Here is an 18,498-nt window from a genome sequence, read left to right as displayed (position 1 = left end):
CTATCTCCTCTCAGCCAGGCGCGCGGCAGATGCCCCCGCCACCATGCCGCTCTTCCAAGCCCATGCAAGGTTGAAGCCCCCGCAGGCCCCGTCGACGTCCACGGCCTCACCGCAGACAAACACACCCGGCGCGCCCGGACACGCAAGCGTCGAGGTGTCCAACGCCCCCACGTCAATGCCGCCGGCCGTGACCTGGGCGCGCTTCTCGTCTGCGGTGCCCGTGACGAGAAGCTCAACCGCCTTTGCACGAGCCGCCACGTCCTCGACCGTGCCGCCGCGCTTGACCAGCTGGGCGGCAACCGCGTCGTCGAGCAGGCCCGCTGTGCCTCCGCGCGCCGCAAGCTCTCGGGCCGTGCCCGCGTCCACCTCGGGGAGAAGGTCGAGAATCAACCTGTCTCCCGGCAGCGTATTTCGCGAGAGGTCAAAGCTCACGATGCCGGAGATGCCGTACGGCCTGAAGAGCAGCTCGCCCGCCTCACGCGCAATGGTGGTGTCACCTCGCATGAGAGTTGCAGCAACACGTGCCCGCCGTCCGTCAAGTGCGGGGAAGTCGAGCCCCCTGCACGCAAGCGGGCACAGGACTGGCCGCACGTCCACCAGAGGAAGGCCAAGGCCACGGGCGAGTGAGCTCTCCCCGCCGCCTGTGGCAATCACGACCGCCTGCGCACCCAGCGTCTCTCGCCGGCCACCCTCAAACGCGGGCACAAGCTCCAAACGATAGTCGCTCGCCATCCGCGAGACGCCGGCAACCTCGCGCCCGCAGGCAAGCGTAACGTGAGCCCTGTCCGCCCGCGCCACCAGCACCTCTCGCACGGAGGATGCCTCGCGAGTCACGGGGTAGAGCCTGCCGCCCTCCTCCTCGGCCACGGCAAGCCCGCACGCCGAGAAGAAGCCCAGCACGTCTGGAAGGAAACGCTCCCCGCAGACGGCGGACACAAAGCCGGGATGCCGGTACCTCTCGGCCGAGAGGTTTGCGTTCGCAAGGTTGCAGCGCCCGCCGCCCGTGGCGAGGATGCTGCGGCCGCACTCAAGCGCGCGCTCGATGATAACCACGCGGGCGCCCGCCTCGGCGGCAGTGATGGCGGCGGCGAGGCCTGATGCCCCACCGCCGATAACGGCCACGTCTACCTGGGCAGGAACCTGGACCGCCTGCGCCTGCGCGGCAAGCTCGCGCTCCCGCGCCAGGCGCGACGGCCCGCGGCCCGCGCGCGATGTGCTTCTCGGCCGAGAGGGCATGCGCTACTCCGCCGCCCCCGACGACGCCTTGGCGTCATCGAACTCGCAGGTGGAGACCACGGCCTCCACGGCCTTTGGCAAAAAGCCCTGGGGAAGCTCGTCCTCAAGGGTGCCGTGGTCGCATGCCGCCGCAAGCGCGGGGTCGATGGGCAGCTCGCCCAGCGCGTCGATGCCGTACTCGTCTGCCGTCTGCGCAAGGTGGCTCGGCCCGTACGGCCAGATCTTCTCGCCGCAGTGGGGGCAGGTGACATAGGCCATGTTCTCGACAAGGCCAAGCACGGGCACGCTCATCATGGATGCCATGTTGAACGCCTTGCCCACGACCATCTGCACGAGGTCCTGCGGCGATGAGACAACCACCACGCCCTCGATGGGCAGGGACTGGAACACGGTGAGAGGCACGTCGCCCGTTCCCGGGGGCATGTCGACGAGCAGGTAGTCTAGCTCGCCCCAGGCGCACTCCTCGAAGAACTGCCTGAGGGCGCCCGCGATCACCGGCCCGCGCCACACGATGGGGTCGGTCTCGTTCTCGAGGACGAGGTTGGCGCTCATGACCTCGATGCCGCCCTTGGTGGTTGCAGGCACCAGGATGTCGTTCACCGCGGTGGCGCGCTCGCCGGCTAGGCCCAGCATCTTGGGGATGGAGGGGCCGGTGATGTCTGCGTCAAGGATGCCCACGCGTGCGCCGGAGCGTGCCAGCTCAACGGCAAGGCTGCCGCAGACAAACGACTTGCCCACGCCGCCCTTGCCGGAAATGACCCCAATCACGTGGTGGATCTTGGTGTACTCGTTCTGCTTGAAGCCGGCCGGGCCCTGCGCCGCCTTCGAGCGGCCGTGCAGCACCTCATCCATCTCCCGCTTGATCTTCTCTTCGTTGGCGTCTGCCATGGCGTTCCTTTCCTTCTCGCCGCTGGGCGGCGCGTAAGTTGCACGGTCAATTCTACCCAAGGGCGCAGAAGGCGAGAGGGTTGTGCCGCTGGCGGTTCATCGCCAGTGCCTTTCGGGGCTGCCACGAGCGCAGTTTAGCTCCATTTCTTAATTCGGTTGCCAGCGACCTGCGCAAACGTGGCGGCTGTTTAAGAAATGGAGCTAAACTCTGCCAATCCGCTTGGACAACGCGTGGTGCGGCCTGCTCTCAAACTTGGTATCTCTTTCGTAGACCTATCCCACAGGAACGATTCACCAAGGTTAGCTTGGGTAAGCTGGGATGAGCCAGAATAACGTCAACCGACAGGAATCGCATGCTCGAACTCAGGGACATCTCCAAAAAGTATGTTACCGGAAACTTCACGCAGGTGGCGCTCGACTACATCAGCGTGGCCTTCCGCGACTCCGAGTTCGTGGCGGTTCTCGGCCCCTCGGGTTCGGGCAAGACCACGATGCTCAACGTGGTGGGCGGCCTCGACCACTTTGACTCCGGCGATCTTCTGGTTGACGGCATCTCTACACAGCGCTTCCGCGACCGCGACTGGGACGCCTACCGCAACAACCGCATCGGATTCGTGTTCCAGAGCTACAACCTCATCCCGCACCAGACCATCCTTGCTAACGTGGAGCTGGCGCTCACGCTCTCGGGCGTCTCTCGCACGGAGCGACGCGAGCGCGCCCTCAAGGCACTTGCTGACGTGGGCCTTGCCGACCACGTGGACAAGCGACCGGCCCAGCTCTCGGGCGGGCAGATGCAGCGCGTGGCCATTGCGCGCGCCCTCATCAACGACCCCGAGATCCTTCTTGCCGACGAGCCCACGGGCGCCCTTGACTCGGTGACGTCCGTGCAGGTAATGGACCTCCTCAAGGAGGTCTCGCGCGACCGGCTGGTGGTGATGGTCACCCACAATCCCGAGCTTGCCCGCCAGTACGCCACGCGCATCGTCGAACTGCGCGACGGCCACATCACGAGTGACTCAGACCCCTTCGAGCCCGGTCCGGAGGAGGAGCGCCGCCCTGCCAAGCCCACACGCAAGACCTCGATGTCGTTCCTCACGGCTTTGGGGCTCTCGTTCAACAACCTCATGACCAAGAAGGGCCGAACCTTCCTCACGGCGTTTGCGGGCTCGATTGGCATCATTGGCATTGCGGCCATTCTCGCCCTGTCAAACGGCGCGAACAACTACATCAGGAACACCGAGGAGGAGATGCTCACTGTCTACCCCCTCACCATCGAGGGAACGTCGCTCAACCTCACGAGCGTCCTCTCCTCGGTAAGCGGCTCGGGCGGCGGCTCCTCTTCCGGCGACCCCCTTGCGGCCAACAATACTCAGAGCGTGGAGGGAAGCGACAGCATCGGTGAGGCCTCCACCATCACCAACATGTTCAAGAGCGTGGGGAAAAACGACCTCAAGTCGCTCAAGGCGTACCTGGATGCCAACGGTGGCGGCATCGACACGTACGCCCATGCCATCCAGTACTCCTATAACGTCACGCCCTATCTCTATCTTCAGAACGATGACGGGACGGTTGTGCAGGTAAACCCCGAGTCATCCTTCGAACAGCTGGGCTCCGGCGTGAGCTCCTCCATCACTTCGAGCATGACCTCGCAGACAAGCGCGTTCCACGAGCTGCTCGATGACACGGACCTTATCGAAGGGCAGTACGACCTTGTGGCGGGGGAGTGGCCTACGGAAGCGGACGAGCTTCTCGTGGTCCTGAGGCCTGACGGCACAATCCCGGACCTCGATGCGTTTGAGCTTGGCCTTCGCGACCACAGCCAGCTCGACTACATGGTCTCCACGCTCACGCAGTCGAACACCTCCGCGGACGAGGAATCTGCGATCGACGAGTCCGAGGGCTCCTCGTATCCCGTGGCGGACATTCTCGCCAGCATGCTCAAGCTCGTCTACCCCTCGGACGTCTACTCCTACGACGCGGAGTATGGCGTATGGACCGACAAGACGGATGACGACGCGTTCATGCAGGAGCTTGTCTCCCAGGGCATGGACGTGAAGGTTGTGGGCATTGTCCAGGCGAAGGACAGCTCGTCCTCGCTCAGCCCCGGCATCTACTACACAAGCGCCCTCACGCGCCAGGTCATGGACCACGCCGCCCAAAGTGAGATCGTTCAGCAGCAGCTTGCGGACCCCGCAACCGACGTCTTTACGGGGAAGAGCTTCATCGAGGAGGCGTCGGGGGCGAGCGAGGAGAACATCGACCTCTCGAACCTCTTTAACGTGGACGCGGATGCCCTGAAGGCGTCGTTCTCCTTTGACACCTCGAAGCTGGATGTGGACCTCTCGTCGCTGGACATGAGCACCATGACCACACCGCAGGTGGACGTGCCTGCGCTTGACCTCTCTGGCGTGGACTTCACGAACGTCGACCTCTCTGGGGTCGACGTGTCGAAGCTCGATACGCAGGAGCTTCAGGAGCTGATGCCGGACTTCTCGGACGTGGATTGGGCAAGCATCATCTCTAACCTCGACATCAAGTACGACCAGTCCGCCGCCGATGCCCTCATGAGCCAGCTCACAACCGAGTACCAGGCCTACATGCGCGAGCATCCTGACGCAAACCCCCAGGACTACTTCATGTCCGAGCAGGGGAGACAGACCATAGAGACAGGCGTCGAGAAGATCGTTAACTTCGATGACATCCAGCGACAGCTTAAGGAGCAGCTCGACCCCATTGTGGACGAGAAGGTCAGTGACTCTGTTGCCAAGGCGCTGAAGTCCCAGATCGTCAAGCAGCTTGCCTCGCAGATTGCGTCCCAGCTTGCGGTCCAGATTACGAATGCCCTCACGAGCTACATCCAGTCTGCGATGACGCAGGTTATGACCCAGGTCTCCACCGCGCTTCAGACCCAGCTCACTTCTGCCATGCAGTCGAGCATGGACAAGCTCGCGGGGAGCCTGGCGAGCGCGATGTCTGTCGACGCCGACAAGATCAAGAGCGCCTTCTCGCTCAACGTGGACGAGACCCAGTTGCGCGAGCTCATGATGAGCATGCTCACTAACAGCAGTGCCACCTACGACGACAACCTGGTTAAGCTGGGCTATGCAGACCCCGAGACCCCCTCCGAGATAGACATCTATCCGGGCAACTTCGACGACAAGGAGCAGGTCATCAGGATTCTGGACGAGTACAACGCCTCCCAGACCGACGACGCAAAGAAGATCACCTACACGGACTTGGTGGGGACGCTCATGGAGTCGGTCACGCGCATCGTGAACATGATCTCCTACCTGCTCATTGCGTTTGTCTCGATATCGCTCATTGTCTCCTCGATCATGATTGCCGTCATCACGTACATCTCGGTGCTGGAGCGCAAGAAGGAGATAGGCATCCTGCGATCGATTGGCGCCTCGAAGCACAACGTGAGCTCGGTCTTCAATGCGGAGACCGTGATTGAGGGGCTAGTTTCCGGCGTGATGGGCATCGCGATAACGCTTGCGGCCTCCATACCGGTGAACGCCTACGTGCTCAACCGCTATGCCGTGGCAGACATCATGCAGCTCTCATGGCAGCATGCCGTAATCCTCATTGGCATCAGCGTGCTGCTCACCTTCCTCGCGGGGTTGATTCCGGCTTCCAAGGCGTCGCGGGAGGACCCGGTAGAGGCGCTGCGCAGTGAGTAGGGGGCTCTTGGCTTCTGGATTCCTCTGGGCCAACCCTCCTGGTTAACCTCCGAGCTAACCCTCCTGGTTAACCTCTGAGCTAACCCTCCTGGGCTGTTGAGAAGAAATTCGCCATTTTTCAGGCTTTGGGCGACGCTATTTGTCCAGATTTTTCTCAACAGTACCCGGGAGCAAATCTGCCGCTGCTGGATTACCGGCTTCCGGACGCTTGGTGCGCCGTCCGGCGCTGCGCCTGTGCCACGGCCCCTGAATAACCTCGATGTTTACAAGGCAAGAACCCAGCTGCATCTGGAGCGTGCCTTGCAGATGGTTGCGAATCCACTGCTCATTCCGACGCTGCTGGCGTGCCCTGGCAAGCAGGCGGGCAGCTGCGCGCGGAGACGCAATTTCCTTTGGTGTGCCGACCCACGGAACCCCGTACGTCGAGAGCAGTCTCCACATGTAAACCTTGTCGCATCTCTGGCGTGCCGTGAACCGAAGCACTCTAATGCCCGCCGCGGCAATATAGGATTCTCGCTGACGTTCTGCCACAAGGGCGTCAAGCGTGCTCCCACCAGCAAGCATCTCCATGTTGGTGTACTTCTCGAAGCCGTCGTGTTCTCCGCCAATGAGCTGCCCGTTTGCAAGCCGCCAGGCGAAGTCCAGACGGTATGGATGATCTGGGTTGAGTGGATTGGGAACCTCCACCTGAAGCTCTGGACAAGCAAATCCCAGCTCAAGCATGGTTGCTCGCGAGAGTGACTCGCCGCCGTTCTCAGCGCGGCCATCGGCGTGCAAGGCGCAGACGTACGCCTGTGCGGCACCCCTTACCCCTCTTCCCCTTGACAGGACGTACTCAATGAGCTGGTCTTTTTCGACTAGCCCGGCCCGAAGGGCGGAGTCTGCAACAACAAGACCCTCGGAAAATGGCATCCAGCGCATGCAATCAAAGACAGTCTGGAGTATTGGCGTCACACGGAGTCCATCGATGGCCGCCACGTTGCTCGCGGAGGTTTCCATTCGTCGAAGGGTGCCCATCCGTCCCGAGTGTCCGTGAGGTCCAACGGCCAGCATTATCCTATCTAGCTGGTAATACGAGACCGAAAGGCCGTGAATGAGAGCGGCGGTTGTCCCGCAGAACACCCATGATGGGTGCTTGTCCTGCAATGCCCTTGCTAGCCAGAGGTGCTGGGCATCGGGCCTAAGTCCCTCCCAGTCTGATGGGCTTGCGTAGACCCTTGGACACACCCGCACAAGGTCTCCGGCGGCTGCCATTCGTGAGGCTACACGTTCGTCCTTCTCCGCATCAGGCGAGAAGAAGGCAAGCCCAGCAGCTGCTCGGTTTACCTGATTCATGAGCCTTGCCCGCGCCGCCTTTGACATGACGTCACCTTCTTTTGCCTCCGGGCCTATCTGTGGCAGTCTAGTATCACTCATAACGTGGTTAGAGAGGTAAAACTCGGGTAAGCGGCTTTTGTCTGACGCTGCTGAGAAGGATTTGGACATTTTTCGGACCCTTGAGGCTCTAATGTGTCGAATTAGTTCTCAACAGTACCGGTTGGCGACTGGCGAGAGGCGCCGGGCGACAACTGGCGAGCGGCGTCGGTGCCGCCGCGCACAGAGAGGGGAGTGCACATGAGGTTTGTCTTCGCATCCGATTCGCTTAAGGGCACCATCAGCTCTGCTCGCGCGGCTGCCATTCTCGCGGAGGAAGCCACGCGCGCCTTTCCCGGCGTGACCTGCACAAAGCTTGCGGTGGCGGACGGCGGCGAGGGGACGGTCGATGCAGTTGTGGCCTCCCTTGGCGGCGCCCGCGTCGAGACTAGCGTGGCAGATCCTCTTGGCCGGCCCGTCGAGGCTATCTACGGCATGCTCCCCGGGAACCGTGCCATCATCGAGATGGCCGCTGCCTCGGGACTGCCGCTTCTCACGCACGCGGAGCGAAACCCCATGCTCACCAGCACCTTTGGCACGGGCCAGCTCGTGCTTCACGCACTGCGAAACGGTGCCACTGAGGTAACCCTTGCCATTGGCGGTAGCGCCACCAACGACGGTGGCATGGGGGCCATGCGCGCGCTGGGCGTGCGCTTTCTTGACGCCGCGGGAGGGGAGCTCGATGGCACCGGCGCAGATCTGGCCCGCGTGGCAAGCATCGACGCCACCGGCCTTGACCCGCTCGTCTCGCACGCGCGCTTCCGGCTCCTATGCGACGTCGACAACCCGCTCCTTGGCCCCTGCGGTGCCACGCGCGTCTTTGCCCCGCAAAAGGGTGCCAGCCCGCAGCAGATCGAGGAGCTCGAGGAAGGCATGGCATCATACGCGAACGTGCTCGAGCGTACGCTCGGCAGCAGTGCGGACCAGCCTGGCGACGGGGCGGCAGGCGGCCTTGGCGCGGCGGTGCGCCTCTTCCTTGGGGCAACATCGGTTTCGGGCATCGATTGGGTTCTCGACGTTGTGGGCCTTTACCAGGCGCTTCTCGGCGCTGACCTCTGCATTACGGGGGAGGGCCACGCGGACGAGCAGTCACTTCACGGCAAGGTGGTCTCGGGCGTGGCGGCGCGCTGCAAGCAGGCGGGTGTGCCCTGCGTGGCTATCGTGGGCGGCATGGACCCCAGTGCCCTTGACCTCTCAAACCTGGGCGTAGATGCACTTGTGCCCACGGTTATCGACTGCAGTGACGTGACGGACGCCCTTTTGCATGCCGAGAGGAACTACCATCTTGCCGCAGCAAGGGTCTTCTCTCTCTTGAAGCTGGGCAGGGGTCTTCCCATTACGTAAGCCGCGCGTATCCCGCTCCAATTCTTGGGCGCAACGAGCTTCCCTGCTACTATTATGTAGAGAGAGGTCATCGTGCCCATGCGCGATGCCACACGTTTTCCTACGTCCAAAGGAGCACCCAGTGAGCGATTTCGTAACTTCCAACGACGTCTTTGTTAACCAGCACGCCGAGAGCCGCGACGAGGTGCTGCGCTTCATCTCCCAGAAGGCAGTCGAGCTTGGCGTCACCGATGACGCCGATGCCGTCTACAAGGCCTTTATCGCCCGCGAGGACATGGGCGAGACGGGCATGACCGACGGCTTTGCCGTGCCGCACGCCAAGGACGCCGCCATCAAGAAGGCAGCCGTCATCGTCTTCAAGAACGACCACGCCCTCGATTGGCCTTCCTTCGACGAGAAGCCTGTCGACATTGCCATCTCGCTGCTGGTCCCCGCCGGCGAGGCTGGCACCACGCACATCAAGCTGCTGTCCAAGACCGCCGTCCTGCTCATGAAGGACGACTTCAAGAACCTCGTGCGTGGCTCCGACGATCCCCAGGCTATCGCCGACGCCATCAACAAGGGCATTAACGATCAGGACTAAGCCAACGGGACGGGGTTTCCTTGTCCTGTGTAGCTGTTGATTTCGAGGGCGGCCGCATTTGCGCGCCGCCCTTCTTATGATGAGACAAAGGGAAACTCCCTTTGTCTCATGAGAGGAGTACGGAATGTTCAGGCAGTCGACCGACAAGCGCGTCGCAGTGTTCGTGGCCAACGGGCTCGAGGAAATCGAGGGCCTTACGGTGGTTGACCTGCTCTTCCGCGCGGGCATCCCTACAGACACCGTGTCCATCACGCCGGAGCGCACCGTGACCTCCTCGCACCAGGTTACCATCACCTGCGACCGTTCAATTGCGGACGAAGGCTTCTCCTTCGATGACTACGACATGCTCGTGCTCCCTGGCGGCATGCCGGGAACGCTCAACCTCAAGGCGTGCGAACCCCTCACCGCTGCCGTCATGGCCTTCGACCAGGCGGGCAAGGGCGTGGCTGCCATCTGCGCCGCCCCATCGATCTTGGCCGAGCTAGGCATTCTTACCAACCGTCCCGCAACCTCGAACCCTAACTTCCAGCACGTGCTGGTGGAGAACGGCGCCATCCTCTCGGAGGAGCCTGCCGTGGTGGACAGCAACGTGATCACCAGCAAGGGCATGGCAACCGCTATCCCGTTTGGCCTCGAGATTGTCCGCTGGTTCCTGGGGGATGCCGCCGTCGAGGATCTCAAGCCCCGCATCGTGCTCGAGCACTAGCGTGGCAGACGCCCTTGCGGCGCGCGCACAGGAGCGCCAGTACCTCTGCATAGATCTCAAGAGCTTCTACGCCAGCGTTGAGTGCGTGGAGCGCGGCCTTGACCCGCTCGCGACGCGCCTCGTGGTGGCCGATCCCTCGCGCACTGAGAAGACCATCTGCCTTGCGGTCTCGCCGGCCATGAAGGCGCTGGGCGTGCGCAACCGATGCCGCGTCTTCGAGATCCCTCAGACCATCGACTACGTGATGGTGCCGCCGAGAATGGCGCTCTACATGGAGCGCTCGTGTGACGTCTATGCGGTCTACCTGCGCTGGATTGCCCCGGAAGACATCCACGTCTACTCGATAGACGAGGCCTTCATGGACATCACGGGCTATCTCGACCTCTACGGCTGCACGGCGCGCGAGCTTGGTGAGCGCATTCGCGAGGATGTGGTGAAGACCACTGGCATCCCCGCCACCTGCGGGCTTGGTACCAACCTCTACCTGGCAAAGATCGCACTCGACATCACCGCCAAGCACAGCAGGGACTTCTTTGGCGAGCTGGACGAGGAGACTTATCGCGCCACGCTCTGGAACCACCGTCCCATCACGGACTTCTGGCGCGTGGGCCCTGGCATTGCCGAGCGCCTGGCAGCCATGGGCATACATACCATGGGCCAGGTTGCCACCTACCCAGCCGAGCCCCTCTACCGGGAGTTTGGCGTTGACGCGGAGATACTCATCGACCACGCCTGGGGCGTGGAGCCCGTGACTATGGCAGACATCAAGGCCTATCGCTCCGGCTCACATTCCGTCTCGACGGCGCAGGTTCTCGGCTGCAACCGAGACTTTGCCGGTGCGCGCATCATTGCTCGCGAGATGGCAGACTCTCTCGCGCTCGACCTCGTTGACCAGCGGCTTGTTGCCAGTGGCGTGAGCCTGTACGTGGGATACGACCTCTCGGCCGAGGAGCGCGCGGGCATTCGTGACCGCTCGGACCCTCGTGCCTGGTACCGCGCCGTTGCCTCCGCCGGCGGCACCGAGCGTCTCCTTGTGCCCACCAGCTCGCGCGAACAGATCATGGCTGCAATCACGCGCATCTTCGATTCCTCCGTTGACCGTTCGCGCCCGGTGCACCGCCTTGGCCTCACGGCCACAGGCGTGCTTCCCGAGGATGCCCCCGGCGTCCAGGACAGCCTCTTTGCCACACCAGAAGCGGACGCCCGTGAGCGCCGCCGGCAGGAGGCCATCAGCGCCGTGAAGCGCAAGTTTGGAAAGAACTCGCTGCTCAAAGGCGTGGACCTTCTCCCCGAGGCAACCACGCGCGAGCGCAACCTGCAGATTGGGGGTCATCGCAGTGGAGAGTAGCGCCGCCGGCGGGCGCGCCACGCCACATCCGCGCCAGCCCATGCCCCTCTCGGAGCGGGCAAAGATCTTCTCGCCATTTGACCCGCTCAAGGGGTATCGCGCCATGCTCGCCGAGCGCGAGCGCCAGCAGGAGGAGGGTACCGCCCACGGGCCAAGGCCGTGGCCTCACTCGGCGCCGCCTGCCATCCAGCGCGGTCCCGGGCATAATGTGGACAAGGACTGATGGCTGGGTACCGCTGGGATTGGGCGTGTTACATGGCATTTGTTGAGTTCAGGGACGTCTGTAAGACCTACCACATGGGTAGCGTCGAAGTCCATGCGGTTGCCGGCATGTCCTTCGACATCGAGGAGGGCGAGCTCTGCGTGATTGTGGGGCCGTCCGGCGCCGGCAAGACCACGGTACTCAACATGCTTGGAGGCATGGACTCCTGCACCTCCGGGTCCATCCGGCTTGCGGGCCGCGAGGTCTCGGGGCTCTCTGAGCACGACCTCACACTCTACCGCCGGCATGACATTGGCTTTGTGTTCCAGTTCTACAACCTGGTGCAGAACCTCACCGCACTCGAGAACGTCGAGCTCGCAAGCCAGATTTGCACGGATCCGCTTCCAGCAGCCGAGGTGCTTGACGAGGTTGGCCTCGCCGAGCGCAAGGACATGTTTCCGGCGCAGCTCTCCGGCGGTGAGCAGCAGCGCGTTGCCATTGCCCGCGCGCTTGCCAAGAACCCCAAGCTTCTGCTCTGCGACGAGCCCACGGGTGCCCTGGACTACGTGACGGGCAAGCAGATTCTGGGGCTTCTCCAGCGCACCTGCCGCGAGCGCGGCCGCACCGTGGCAATTGTGACCCACAACTCCGCCTTCACCCAGATCGCTAACCGAGTGATTCACGTGCGAGAGGGACGCGCCGAGAGCGTCGAGACAAACGAGTACCCGCTCGATGCGGCAGAGGTCGAGTGGTAGGGGTGGCAGCCTCGCCGTTCACAAGAAGTGTGTGGAGGAGCATCCGCGGCTCGATGGGGCGCTTCTTTGCCATCACGGGCATCGTGGCCCTGGGCTGCGGCTTTTTGGCCGGCCTGCAGATGTCAGGACGAGACATGCGCCTTGCCGCGGACCGCTGGTTTGATGGCTGCAAGCTCTATGACCTGCGGCTGGTTTCCACGAAGGGCTTCTCGGAGAAGGACGTGGAGCGCGTCTCGTCTACCGAGGGCGTCACGGCGGTCATGCCCTCAAGCTCCACCGACGTGATGGCGCGCGTTGGCAACGAGCAGATGGCCGTGCGCATCACGTCGCTCGACGCGGATGCGGCGCAAGCGGCGACAAGCACGTCTGACGAGACGGTCGAGTCCTCCGACAACTCCTACCTCAACCGCGTGCACCTGACGGCGGGGCGCTGGCCGCAGTCTGCTGACGAGTGCTTGCTCGACGGTGATGCTGCCACGCCCGGCCTTGAAGTGGGCGATACGGTGGAGGTCCTCTACGGTACGGATGACCTCGACGGCACGCTTTCGGTGCGCACCTTCACCGTGGTGGGGCTCATGAGCTCGCCGAGCTATCCCTACACAGGCACCTTTGGCACCACGACGCTTGGTGACGGGTCCGTGAAGCAGGTGGCCTACGTGCTGCCCTCGGCCTTCTCGGACGACTACCCATGGACCACGCTCTACCTGAGCGTCGATGGGGCGGACGCAGCCGTGAGCGGAAGCTCGTTCTACGAAGATGCCATCTCACCCACGGAGGAGGCGCTCTCCGCACGCCTGGACGAGCTGGCCCAGGCACGTCTCGGTGATCTGCGCCAGGATGCCCAGGCCAAGGTGGACGACGCGCAGGCTCAGCTCGACCAGGAGCGCGCGGACGCGGAATCGCAGCTTGCGGATGCCAAGTCGCAGCTGGACGACGCGGCGCAGCAGATTGCCTCGGGTGAGGAAGAGATTGCCTCCGGCAGGGCGCAACTCGAGGATGGCCGGGCGCAGCTCGAACAAAAGCGTGCCGAGGCAGCATCGCAGCTGCAGGACGCCCAGGACCAGATCGATGCCAACCAGGCAACGCTCGACCAGCAGCGTCAGGAGCTCGAGACGAGCACGTCCGCCCTGCTCGCGCAGACTGGCGCCTCCTCGCTCGACGAGGCGGCCTCCTCGCTTTTTGCCCAGAAGGAGCAGGCCAGCGCAGGTATCGATGCCCTCGAACAGCAGATTTCTGCCTTGGAGGCGCTGGGTGACGCTGCGGATCAGGCAACGCTCGAGGCCCTGCGCGCTCAGCTTGCAGCGGCGCAGACATCACTCGACCAGGTAAACCAGGCGCTTGTGGGCGTGGAACAGCTCTCCTCGGCGCAGGCGCAGCTTACGGACGCCCAGTCCCAGCTTGACGCCGCCAATGCCCAGCTCGACCAGCAGCGCGCGAGCGCCGAGGCAGAGCTTGCGGCTGCTCAGGCCACGCTCGACCAGAACGAGGACCAGCTTGCCCAGGCCGAAGACCAGCTGGCGGACGCCAAGGCAAGCTACGAGGAGGGCCTTGCCAACTACCAGGAGCAGGAAGCAGACGTCCAGTCGCAGCTCGATGACGCACAGGCGAAGATCGATGATGCCCAGGCCCAGGTAGACGCGCTCGAGAAGCCCGACGTCTACCTGCTCGACCGCACGCAGGACGAGGGCGTCGAGACCTATATGCAGGACACGCGCCGCATGGACGGCATCGCTAACGTCTTTCCGGTCTTCTTCTTCCTCGTGGCTGCGCTTGTTGCGCTTACCACCATGACCCGCATGGTAGAGGACGACCGCGTCCTTATCGGCACACTCAAGGCTCTGGGCTACTCCAAGGGCCGCATCGCCTCGCGCTACCTGGTCTATGCCGCCATCGCCAGCGTGGGAGGTGCGGTTCTGGGTATCACCGTGCTCTCGCAGGCGCTTCCGGCCATCATCATGGCTTCCTACGGCGTTATCTACGCCGTGCCTGCCATGGCATGGCCGCTTCCCGTGGACCCCGCGGTGGCTCTGGTGTCTGGTGGCGTGGGCGTGGGCGTGACGCTTGTCGCTACCTGGGGTGCGGTTGTCTCAAGCCTGCGCGAGACGCCCGCCCAGCTCATGCTCCCGCTGGCGCCCAAGCCAGGGAAGCGGATTCTTCTCGAGGGCATCCGCCCGCTCTGGAACAGGCTCTCGTTCTCGTGGAAGGTCACCTGCCGCAACATGTTCCGCTACAAGCGCCGTCTTGCCATGACGGTGGCTGGGGTGGCGGGCTGCACGGCGCTGCTCTTGGTGGGCTTTGGCCTTCACGATGCCATCTGGGACATCATCGACTGCCAGTACGGACCCATCGTTCACTACGACACCACTGTGGGGCTCAAGGACGGTGCCACCGATGAAGACATGGCTGCCGTGGAGGACATCCTTGCCTCGACCGGCCAGGTGACACGCGAGGACCGCGTGCAGGAGGTCACCATGCACGCCGGCGCCAGCAGCGGCACCACAGACACGCTGCGCGTGAGCGTGGTTGTCCCGCAGGATGCGTCCACCTTCGAGGGCGCGGTGACGCTGCGGAGCCGCACCACGCACGAGGAGATACCCTTCGACAACGACTCCGTTGTCATTACCGAGAAGCTCGCGACCCGCCTGGGCATTGGCGTTGGCGATACGGTGGTGCTTCGCGACGTGGACGAGGTGGGCAACGCAACGGGCGAGGGGCATGCCCTTACGGTGACCGGCATCTGCGAGAACTACGTGGGGAACTACGTCTACGTGGGGCCCGATGCCTGGACCAAGGTGGATGCAAGTGAGCCGTCCTTCTCGACCGTTCTGGTGGCAACCACGCTCGACGCGGACGGACGCACCGCGCTCTCCGAGGCGCTCCACGACGAGGGCGCTGTCTCGACCGTGGCTTTCTCGTCCGAGACGATCGAGCTCTACCGGTCCATGCTCTCGGTGGTGGATGCGGTTGTCGTCGTGTTGGTGGTCTCGGCCGCGGCACTTGCCTTCATCGTGCTCTACAACCTCACGAACATCAACGTGGCCGAGCGCGTGCGTGAGATAGCAAGCCTGCGCGTGCTTGGGTTTACACGCCGAGAGGTTCACGCCTACATCTTCCGCGAGATAGTCATTACCGCGGCAATTGGCGACGCGGTGGGCTTGCTTCTGGGGACGTGGCTCGAGAACTTCGTAGTCACCACTGCCGAGGTCGACTACGTGATGTTTGGGCGCACCATCCACGCGACGAGCTATGGCTTTGCATTTGCCCTCACGATGGGATTCACGCTGCTAGTGATGCTCGCTATGCGGCGCCACCTCGACGCCGTTGACATGGTGGAGAGCCTGAAGAGCGTGGACTAATGTACGGCTGTGCAAAGTGGCCTGAAAAAGCTGTCGGTCGAGTTCCTTAGCGCTGTTACCGATGCCTTGCAAGGTGATCTCGGATAAACCTTGGTGGGGCTGTTACGGCACGCCCAATTTTGAAAGAGATTGAGGTGTCGAATCGGGCGACTTTCGCACGCTCGGCGGCAAGCTCCCCCTCTAGTTCTTGGATGCGAGAGTCCTTCTCGCGTAGGTCATTTGACTGGCGCTCCACATCATTGGCAAGCTCATGGCACCTCTGCGTGGCCCTTGCGGTCTCGTCTGCAAGCCGCGTGTACCCTCCTGCAAGAGATTCCATAAGACGAGTCTGAGTGTCGTCGACCTTGTCGCCATCAGCAGATGCCTGCGCGAGAGCCGCAGCCAGCACGTGATGCCACTCGCCGTAGATGTCCTTGTCGCAGAGTTCTCGTACGCGCTGATACTCCTGTTTCGAGATGGAACTGTAGGTGTTGTCGCTACAGTCAGCGAGAAAGACAAGCGCGTTTACGAACTGCTCGATGTCGTTCCAGGGAACTTGCATTACGCCGCTATCCCTTGTTGGCTCGCAGTTTGGCAGCTCGAAGCAGACCGAGGGGACGCCAACGTTCATTGCCTCGCAAAGAGTTAGGCAGAAGCCCTCTACGGGTGACGTCTGGATGTATATGTCGGAATCGACGAGGTATGGCGTGCAGTCGTTCACCCAGCCGACGAAGGTCACCGCATCTGCGATACCCCTTTGAGCGGCCAGGTCCTTGAGACCCGCAAGAACGTTGTCGTCGCCCCCGCCTACGATAACGAGCCGATAGCCTGGCCGCACACGATGGAATGCCGAGAAGACCTCAATTGCCAGGTCGGGACGCTTCTCGCGCGGATCGAGTCTTCCGCACCATACGACAGTGCGGGTGCCTCTTACGTGGGGGATTGTTGTGTCTTGTGCAAGGTAGTCGCCAACGGGATTGGTAACGAGGAACGAGTTTGGGCACCAAGTCTTCCAGAACAGCACATCCGACTGGCCAAGCGCCGCAACCGCATCTGCGCTTTGAGCGCATGTTCTCATGGTGTGCAGGAGCGATTGGCCGTCGGGCTTGTCAACAAAGTAAGCGACGCAGCTCTGTGGGAAGTACACGAATTTGGCGCCAGCCGCCTGTATGGCTGCCTCGTCCTGGATTGCTTTAGTAGAGAGCCAACTTGCATACACCACAACCTTGATGTTTCGCTGGGCGATTGTGTCCTGAATAAGTTGGCTACGCGCGTCTCCAGCCGAGGGGAGGACTACGCAATCAACTGAGCTGGGCAGTTCTTGGTGGTTTTCGGAAAGCGGAATGTCGGTAAGAAGTGTGACGGGATATCCGTGCTCAACAAAACATTTGATGAGCAGAGAAGTCACCTTCTCGCCGCCGCCAATGCCAAACGTAAAGTAATGGAAGGCAATTGCGGGTTTATCGCTTTCGGTGCTTGGCATAGGCAAGTCCTCATTACCGAGATTATTCCCTTCGGGTTTTCCCAAGTCTAGCAGTTGGCGCACGCCTTCTTTGCTTGGATTCGTTGCTTCTGACAAACGTGTGCAATGCTCAAATTGACGAGAGACTATACTTGTGACTGAAAATATTCACAAAAGAGTCACCAAGCAGAACCTCTTGGAGGTCGATGAGTTTGAAACCAGTCAACCGTCTAGTGGGCCTGGCCTTGGCGCTCGTCTGTACTCTAGCCGTTACGCTGCCTGCAATTGCTGAGTCCGCTGTCGCACCTGGGTGGTCTTTCTCCGGCGTCGAGCTCTCCTCCTCCAGCGTCACCTCCGGCGAGGCCGTGACGGTCACCCCGCAGGTGACCGGCGACCTCGGAGGCGCCACGTACAACTACGTGTGGCAGCGCAACGGCTCCTGGGCGGAGGGCGAGTGGGGCTCCACCGTGCTCTCGAGCGGCTCCGGCACCGCCGACCCCTCCGCGACCCTCTCCTCCGAGGTCTCCCGCCCCGGCTCCTACACGGTCTACGTCGACGTCACCGACCGCTCGGGCGAGAAGAGGACGATGTCCGCGACGCTCGAGGTGGCGTCGCCCGAGTGGTCGTTCACCGGCGTGAGCCTCTCCGCCACCCGGGTGACCTCCGGCGAGGCCGTGAAGGTCACCCCGCAGGTGACCGGCGACCTCGGAGGCGCCGCGTACAACTACGTGTGGTCCTACGAGGGCGGGTGGGACCTCTGGGGCTCCACCGCCAGGGACACGGGGAAGGGGACGAGCGAGGCCACGGGGACGCTGACGCTGACCCGCCCCGGCACCTACACCGTCTACGTGGACGTGACCGACCGCTCCGGGCAGACGCGCACCATGTCGGCCACGCTCGAGGTGACGCCGCCGTCCTGGTCCTTCACCGGCGTCGAGCTCTCCGCCGACCGCGTCACCTCCGGCGAGCCCGTGACGGTCACCCCGCAGGTGACCGGCGACCTCGACGGCGCCGAGTACAACTACGTCTGGCAGCGGAACGGCTCCTGGGCGCAGGGCGAGTGGGGCTCCACCGTGCTCTCGAGCGGCTCCGGCACCTCCGACGCGTCCTCGACCCTCTCCTCCGAGGTCTCCCGCCCCGGCTCCTACACGGTCTACGTCGACGTGACCGACCGCTCCGGGCAGACGCGCACCATGTCCGCGACGCTCGAGGTGACGCCCCCCGAGTGGTCCTTCACCGGCGTCGAGCTCTCCTCGTCCCGCGTCCGCGTCGACGAGCCCGTCACCGTGACGCCCCAGGTGTCCGGCGACCTCGCCGGCGCCACGTACAACTACGTCTGGTCCTACGGGGGCGGGTGGGACCTCTGGGGCTCCACCGTGAGGGACACCGGCAAGGGCACGAGCGAGGCCTCCTCCGAGCTCTCCCTCTACCGCCCCGGCCGCTACGTGCTCTACGTCGACGTGACCGACCGCTCCGGGCGGACGCGCACCATGTCCACGGAGGTCGAGGCCTACGACGACTCCTGGTCGCTCGACGGCGTCAC

The 18,498-nt window shown here is 63.1% G+C and carries 13 protein-coding genes; 9 read left to right on the top strand and 4 right to left on the bottom strand.

What is annotated here, in order from left to right:
* Together BT122_RS08100 and BT122_RS08095 are read right to left on the bottom strand one after the other, a co-directional pair.
* Entirely contained in the window at positions 1-1,236 is a 1,236-nt protein-coding gene (locus BT122_RS08100; protein WP_083432405.1) for an aminoacetone oxidase family FAD-binding enzyme, read from the bottom strand.
* Positions 1,237-1,239: 3 nt separating this feature from the next.
* The gene (locus BT122_RS08095) at positions 1,240-2,124 is read right to left on the bottom strand and encodes an Mrp/NBP35 family ATP-binding protein (protein WP_083432404.1); all 885 of its coding nucleotides are present in this window, start codon (positions 2,122-2,124) and stop codon (positions 1,240-1,242) included.
* A 353-nt stretch (positions 2,125-2,477) separates the two neighbouring features.
* On the opposite strand from BT122_RS08095, the gene BT122_RS08090 reads away from it, so the two are divergent.
* Entirely contained in the window at positions 2,478-5,807 is a 3,330-nt protein-coding gene (locus tag BT122_RS08090) for an ABC transporter ATP-binding protein/permease (protein ID WP_059053963.1), read from the top strand.
* Positions 5,808-5,942: 135 nt separating this feature from the next.
* Here the strand turns inward: BT122_RS08090 and BT122_RS08085 are convergent, their stop codons facing one another.
* The gene (locus BT122_RS08085) at positions 5,943-7,169 is read right to left on the bottom strand and encodes a hypothetical protein (RefSeq protein ID WP_072355451.1); all 1,227 of its coding nucleotides are present in this window, start codon (positions 7,167-7,169) and stop codon (positions 5,943-5,945) included.
* Between the two features lie 252 nt (positions 7,170-7,421).
* On the opposite strand from BT122_RS08085, the gene BT122_RS08080 reads away from it, so the two are divergent.
* The 7 genes from BT122_RS08080 (at position 7,422) to BT122_RS08050 (ending at position 15,514) form a co-directional block, all read left to right on the top strand.
* A complete protein-coding gene (locus BT122_RS08080; protein ID WP_072355450.1) occupies positions 7,422-8,564 on the top strand; it encodes a glycerate kinase family protein in 1,143 nt (380 codons plus the stop codon).
* Positions 8,565-8,685: 121 nt separating this feature from the next.
* Positions 8,686-9,147 (top strand): PTS sugar transporter subunit IIA, encoded by a 462-nt coding sequence (locus tag BT122_RS08075; protein ID WP_059053969.1) that lies wholly within the window; start codon positions 8,686-8,688, stop codon positions 9,145-9,147.
* A gap of 124 nt (positions 9,148-9,271) precedes the next feature.
* Positions 9,272-9,853 (top strand): DJ-1 family glyoxalase III, encoded by a 582-nt coding sequence (locus tag BT122_RS08070; protein WP_059053971.1) that lies wholly within the window; start codon positions 9,272-9,274, stop codon positions 9,851-9,853.
* Position 9,854: 1 nt separating this feature from the next.
* Positions 9,855-11,201, top strand: coding sequence for a Y-family DNA polymerase (locus BT122_RS08065; RefSeq protein ID WP_072355449.1), 1,347 nt, complete (start codon positions 9,855-9,857; stop codon positions 11,199-11,201).
* Complete coding sequence (locus BT122_RS08060) at positions 11,191-11,424, top strand: hypothetical protein (RefSeq protein ID WP_072355448.1); 234 nt, start codon at positions 11,191-11,193, stop codon at positions 11,422-11,424. Before BT122_RS08065 ends, BT122_RS08060 begins: the two co-directional genes overlap by 11 nt.
* 32 nt (positions 11,425-11,456) lie before the next feature.
* Positions 11,457-12,158 (top strand): ABC transporter ATP-binding protein, encoded by a 702-nt coding sequence (locus BT122_RS08055; RefSeq protein WP_059053977.1) that lies wholly within the window; start codon positions 11,457-11,459, stop codon positions 12,156-12,158.
* Positions 12,159-12,211: 53 nt separating this feature from the next.
* The gene (locus tag BT122_RS08050) at positions 12,212-15,514 is read left to right on the top strand and encodes an FtsX-like permease family protein (RefSeq protein WP_072355447.1); all 3,303 of its coding nucleotides are present in this window, start codon (positions 12,212-12,214) and stop codon (positions 15,512-15,514) included.
* 55 nt (positions 15,515-15,569) lie between these two features.
* Here the strand turns inward: BT122_RS08050 and BT122_RS08045 are convergent, their stop codons facing one another.
* A complete protein-coding gene (locus BT122_RS08045; protein WP_072355446.1) occupies positions 15,570-16,976 on the bottom strand; it encodes a glycosyltransferase in 1,407 nt (468 codons plus the stop codon).
* 185 nt (positions 16,977-17,161) lie between these two features.
* On the opposite strand from BT122_RS08045, the gene BT122_RS08040 reads away from it, so the two are divergent.
* Positions 17,162-18,498 (top strand): PKD domain-containing protein (locus tag BT122_RS08040; RefSeq protein WP_143190018.1); only part of this gene is annotated, 1,337 nt, incomplete at its 3' end.

It is taken from the genome of Olsenella sp. kh2p3 (genome assembly GCA_900119625.1).
Lineage (GTDB): Bacteria > Actinomycetota > Coriobacteriia > Coriobacteriales > Atopobiaceae > Tractidigestivibacter.
This window is presented reverse-complemented; position numbering and strand designations above follow the sequence as displayed.